This window comes from Thermoleptolyngbya sp. M55_K2018_002, assembly GCF_015295965.1.
Taxonomy (GTDB): Bacteria; Cyanobacteriota; Cyanobacteriia; order Elainellales; family Elainellaceae; genus Thermoleptolyngbya; species Thermoleptolyngbya sichuanensis.
In genome coordinates this window covers 1-5,409 of the sequence record NZ_DVEA01000390.1, presented here as the reverse complement: position 1 = coordinate 5,409, position 5,409 = coordinate 1, and the positions used below count along the sequence as shown (strand labels likewise).

At 54.9% G+C, this 5,409-nt stretch carries 4 protein-coding genes; 2 read left to right on the top strand and 2 right to left on the bottom strand.

Translation table 11 applies throughout. The features are described 5' to 3' along the window. Positions 1–255: 255 nt before the first annotated feature. Together rpsU and IGS51_RS19995 are read right to left on the bottom strand one after the other, a co-directional pair. Positions 256–438 (bottom strand): 30S ribosomal protein S21, encoded by a 183-nt coding sequence (rpsU, locus tag IGS51_RS20000; protein ID WP_068514896.1) that lies wholly within the window; start codon positions 436–438, stop codon positions 256–258. A 468-nt stretch (positions 439–906) separates the two neighbouring features. Further along, positions 907–1,221, bottom strand: a complete 315-nt coding sequence (locus tag IGS51_RS19995; protein WP_068514894.1) for an RNA-binding protein — start codon at positions 1,219–1,221, stop codon at positions 907–909. 283 nt (positions 1,222–1,504) lie between these two features. Here IGS51_RS19995 and IGS51_RS19990 point away from each other — a divergent pair, with 283 nt between their 5' ends. Further along, positions 1,505–3,001, top strand: coding sequence for a YdiU family protein (locus IGS51_RS19990; protein ID WP_297080539.1), 1,497 nt, complete (start codon positions 1,505–1,507; stop codon positions 2,999–3,001). A 473-nt stretch (positions 3,002–3,474) separates the two neighbouring features. Continuing rightward, complete coding sequence (gene ilvB, locus IGS51_RS19985) at positions 3,475–5,361, top strand: biosynthetic-type acetolactate synthase large subunit (RefSeq protein ID WP_297080538.1); 1,887 nt, start codon at positions 3,475–3,477, stop codon at positions 5,359–5,361. The last annotated feature ends 48 nt before the right edge of the window (positions 5,362–5,409 follow it).

Sequence of the window (5,409 nt, the reverse complement as noted above, 5' to 3'; positions counted from 1 at the left end):
TGGGTTTTGGACGATTTCTCGCGGGCTGCGCCCGCGAGAAATCGTCCAACTGCGTCAGTCCTAGCATTGAATATTGCGTTGAATATATATTGCATTGAATATACTCCAAATGCCCATTCCAAACACAAATGCTGTGAGCGTGCGGACATGAATCCGCAACGGCCCACAGCATCGGTTGGTTTATATTCAGCTTGATATCAATCTCAAGCAAAGGGGTTTTGAAAAAGATCAACCCGTTCTCTCACAACAGCACTTCTAGAAGCGCTTCCGCCGCAGTTTCCGCTTTGCCAACGCCTTGCGCTTCCGCTTTTCTATCGGCGTTTCAAAATGGCGGTTTTTCCGCATATCTGGGAAGATTCCTGCCTGAGAAACCTTGCGCTTGAAGCGGCGGAGGGCCGATTCAATTCCTTCGTTTTCTCCAAGTACAACTTGGGCCATTCCATCTCCTCTTAAAGGTTCAGACTGGAGATTTAGAAAAAATCTCAATCAGCCTGTTTACAAAATCCTTCTCTCCCGGTTTTGATCCTGGTCTTGATTCTGGTTACTTAAGGTAGACACAACGTTCAAGAGCGATGGGGCGATCGCCCCATATAAATTGATCTGAGATTGCTTTGAGATAGCTCTGAGATTGCTCCAATCAAGAATTGACTCTGATCAAGCGCCACTCATTGCAGCAGCAAACTCGTCACCCAACAAAGGCAAAAAACCACAAAGACAAAAACCTGCTTGGAACCGCACATTTGCTTCAACATGCAGCCCCAAGCAAACAGGCAAATACTAGCAATTAGGAAACCTGCGCTGCGCCTTAGCGCAAAAACTGGCTTAGAAAAACCTGCTTCAGCAAGTTAAAACCTGGCAAAATGAAAGACTACAAACCAGACCTTTGCAAGCTCTAGTAGGAAAGCTCTAGTAGCGACGAGAGAAGTTGCCGCCGCCGCCGCCCCGGTTGCCACCCCAGCTACCGCCAGAGGAGCGATCTTCGCGAGGCTTGGCCTTATTCACCTTCAGATCGCGACCCATCCACTCTGCGCCATCCAGCGCTTCGATTGCTGCTTCTTCTTCCGCATCCGTACTCATTTCCACGAAGCCGAAGCCACGAGGGCGACCGGTTTCCCGATCGGTGGGAAGCTGAACGCGCTTTACCGTACCGTATTCAGCAAAAACTTGGGTAATTTCTTCCTGCGTTGCCTCGTAGGACAGATTACCGATGTAAATGGACATTTGGACTCCTTCCAGAATCAAAAAAAGTTGCAGAGAGTTAGATTCGGAGAGCCATTCGTCACGCGAGTACACAGCCGAAAATAATCCCACCTAACCCTAACACACTCCCACAAAAGCGGTGGACAATCGTTCATCGAGTGGCGGCACAGAAACAAGCCAAAAAATCAGCCAAAAACTTTATCAGACCATTGTTTGCCGGACTTTGCACTGGGGATAATGAGGCAAAGAACCTTCAAATTTCGTCGTCTTTCTATTAACTTTTGTAAGCAAAGTCCGCTTCGTGATGACTAATCCTGTAAGCACTGCTGAAAACACGTCCGACAATCCGCCAGAAAACCCGCTGTTAACCCTCGACTTTGAGCCTGCGTTTGAATCTCTCGGCGAAGACTATGCCGATCCCGTGGATGCGGCCCAATTTCCCCAGCATCTTCTACGGTTTCGCAATGATGACTTACTTGAAACTCTAGGGCTTCATCCGAATCAGGTCGCAGATGAGCATTTTATTCAAGCGTTCGGCAAATTTGCGGGACGCTTTCCGCTGCTGGCGATGCGCTATCACGGCTACCAGTTCGGCTATTACAATCCTGATCTGGGTGACGGGCGCGGCTTTTTATATGGACAGGTGCGCGGCGTAGACGGCAACCTATACGACCTGGGAACCAAGGGATCGGGAACTACGCCCTATTCTCGCGGCGGCGATGGGCGGCTAACGCTGAAGGGCGGCGTGCGCGAGGTGCTAGCGGCAGAGATGCTACACGTCATGGGCGTGCGAACGTCGCGCTGCCTCAGCTTGATTGAGACCGGGGAGGCTCTGTGGCGGGGCGATGAGCCATCCCCCACCCGCTCGTCGGTGATGGTGCGAATGCAGCGATCGCACATTCGGTTTGGCACCTTCGAGCGGCTGCATTACCTCGAACGCCCCGATCTGATTCGCAAACTGCTAGATCACGTCATCGACACCTACTACGCGCACCTGAACCAAGAGCCAGACCGGGATGCCCGCTTCTATGCCGAATTGGTGCAGCGCGTGGCGGAACTGGCAGCCCAGTGGATGGCGGCGGGCTTTTGTCATGCGGTGCTGAATACCGACAACATGGCCATCACGGGCGAAAGCTTTGACTATGGCCCCTACGCCTTCATTGAGCGGTTTGATCCCCGCTTTACCGCCGCCTATTTTGACCAGATGGGGCGCTACGCCTATGCCAACCAGCCAGGGATCTGCAAGCTGAATCTGGAACTGTTGCAGGAGCCGCTGAAACAGGTGATGGATGCAGCGGACTTGGAAGCGGGCTTGGCGACGTTTGAAGCACACTACATCGCTGCCTATAGCCAGTTGATGCTGCACAGGCTGGGGTTCGGCGAGTTGCCCACCGAAATCGGGCATGAGCTAATCGGGCGAACGATCCAGTTTTTGCAGGCAACCAAGATTGGCTATCATGACTTCTTTCGGGCGCTGCGGGAGCAGTTTTCACCCAGTTGGCGAGCAGATGCAGCGCTGATTTTTACTGATTCGGTGTCCAGCAATGCCGACGCGCTGGAAAGCACCTTCAAGGCGTGGCGACTGGCCTATCACCGGGCGCTGAACCAGATTCCTGAAGCCGCTTTGACTGACGTAAAAGCGCGACTGGCGCGGCACAACCCGACCGTGGTGATTATCCGTCCAGAAATTGAAGCCGTGTGGGGGGCGATCGCCGAATTGGACGATTGGGAGCCGTTCAACAGGCTGCTTCAGCGTATTCGCTCCTCTGTTGAGCCGCCTGTTGAGCCGCCTCTGCCCTAACTCCAATCCCCAACGGTGGAAAGGTTTCCAATCGTTACATTTCCAATCGTTACAATAGTCACCGATCCTTGACAGGCCGTAGCCAAATTCAATGGAATTTGACACGCTCAAAAATAATCAAAAATAAAATCAAAAGTAAACGGTGAATGGCGGCCTAAGCGGTTTCAAAACAATCCTTCCAGCAGTTCTCTTGAAACCGTTGATCATCCTGAAAAAGCGCGGTTTCAGCGAATACGGAACAGATAGATGAAGGAAGGGCGATCGCCCCTGCAAAGGACTTTTGGCAGCGTTTTTACAACATTCTTTCACAGCACTCTTTGGAATATGCTCACTTCTCTAGAACGCAGTCTATATTGATCCCCAGAGAATCCTCAAAAATCGCCTGTCCAGGTCACTCGACAGGATTGCAACATCAGAACTAGACTGGGATATCCGGTCTTATGCATCAATCGATACAGATAGAAAGCCTAGCTATGCGAGAACTCCTGCCCGATTCGTCCAAGGTCGCTTCCGCCGCTCGTGTTTCTGCACCCCCCGTTGCTGCGCCCATTCGGGCCACTGGTGCCTACGCTCTGATGGACAGCCTGGTACGGCACGGGGTTCAGCATATTTTTGGCTATCCCGGCGGCGCGATTCTGCCGATTTACGATGAACTGTACCGCTTTGAGCAGACGGGCGCACTCCGCCATATTCTGGTACGCCATGAGCAGGGCGCATCCCATGCCGCCGATGCCTACGCCCGCGCAACCGGAAAGGTGGGCGTGTGCTTTGGCACCTCCGGCCCCGGCGCGACCAACCTGGTCACGGGCATCGCCACCGCCCAGATGGACTCGATTCCGCTGGTGGTGGTGACGGGGCAGGTCTCTCGCAGCGCGATCGGCACCGATGCGTTCCAGGAAACAGACATCTTTGGCATCACGCTGCCGATCGTGAAACATTCCTACGTCGTTCGCGATCCCAAAGACATGGCGCGGATCGTGGCAGAAGCTTTCTACATTGCCCGCTCTGGTCGTCCCGGCCCCGTGCTGATTGACGTGCCCAAGGACGTGGGGCTAGAAGCATTTGACTATGTGCCCGTTGAGCCAGGAAGTGTGAAACTGCCGGGCTATCGCCCTACCGTGCGCGGCAATCCCAACCAAGTCCTCAAGGCGCTGAAGCTAATTCGCGAGGCGAAGCAACCCCTGCTCTATGTCGGCGGCGGCGCGATTACGGCAGATGCCCATGCGGAGGTTCATGCGCTGGCGGAGCGGTTCCGGTTGCCCGTGACGACGACGCTGATGGGCAAGGGCGCGTTTGACGAGCATCATCCGCTGTCGGTGGGGATGCTGGGAATGCACGGCACGGCCTATGCGAACTACGCCGTCAGCGAGTGCGACCTGCTGATTGCGGTGGGGGCGCGATTTGACGACCGGGTGACGGGCAAGCTGGATGAGTTTGCCTCTCGCGCTAAGGTCATCCACATTGACGTAGACCCCGCAGAGGTGGGCAAAAACCGCGCGCCAGAAGTGCCCATCGTCGGAGACGTTCGCCATGTGCTAACCGACCTATTGCGGCGCGATTTGGAAAGCGGCGCAGCCCCAGATCCGAGCCAAACGCAGGAGTGGCTAGCCCGCATTGACCGCTGGAAGCACGACTATCCGCTGACCGTGCCTCAGTATGCCGACATGCTGTCGCCTCAGGAGGTAATTGTGGAAGTGGGTCGGCAAGCGCCTGATGCCTACTACACGACTGATGTCGGCCAACACCAAATGTGGGCGGCGCAGTTCCTCAAGACGGGGCCGCGCAAGTGGATCTCTAGCGCGGGGCTGGGCACGATGGGCTTTGGGATGCCTGCGGCAATGGGCGTGAAAATGGCCCTGCCGGAGGAGCAGGTGATTTGCATCAGCGGTGATGCCAGCATCCAGATGAATATCCAGGAATTGGGTACGCTGGCGCAGTATGGCATTGCTGCCAAGACGGTGATCATCAACAACGGCTGGCAGGGCATGGTGCGCCAGTGGCAAGAAACCTTCTATGAGGAGCGCTACTCTTCTTCGGAAATGAAGCCGAGTATGCCGGACTTTGTGAAGCTGGCCGAGGCTTACGGCGTGAAAGGGATGGTGGTTCACAACCGCGAGGATTTGGCAGGGGCGATCGCCGAAATGCTGGCCCATCCCGGCCCGGTGCTGATGGACGTGCATGTGAATCGCAACGAAAACTGTTACCCGATGGTGGCCCCCGGCAAGAGCAACTCGCAGATGATTGGGCTGCCGGAGCGCCCCAAGGCAGAGCCAGAGCAGGCGCTAGTGGTCTGCAATCGCTGCGGCACAGAGAACCCGCCGGACAATAACTTCTGTCCAAATTGCGGCACGAAGCTTTAAGAGGATGTTTGAAAAGTCCTACTGTTTGTAGCAAAGCGTGCAAGATCC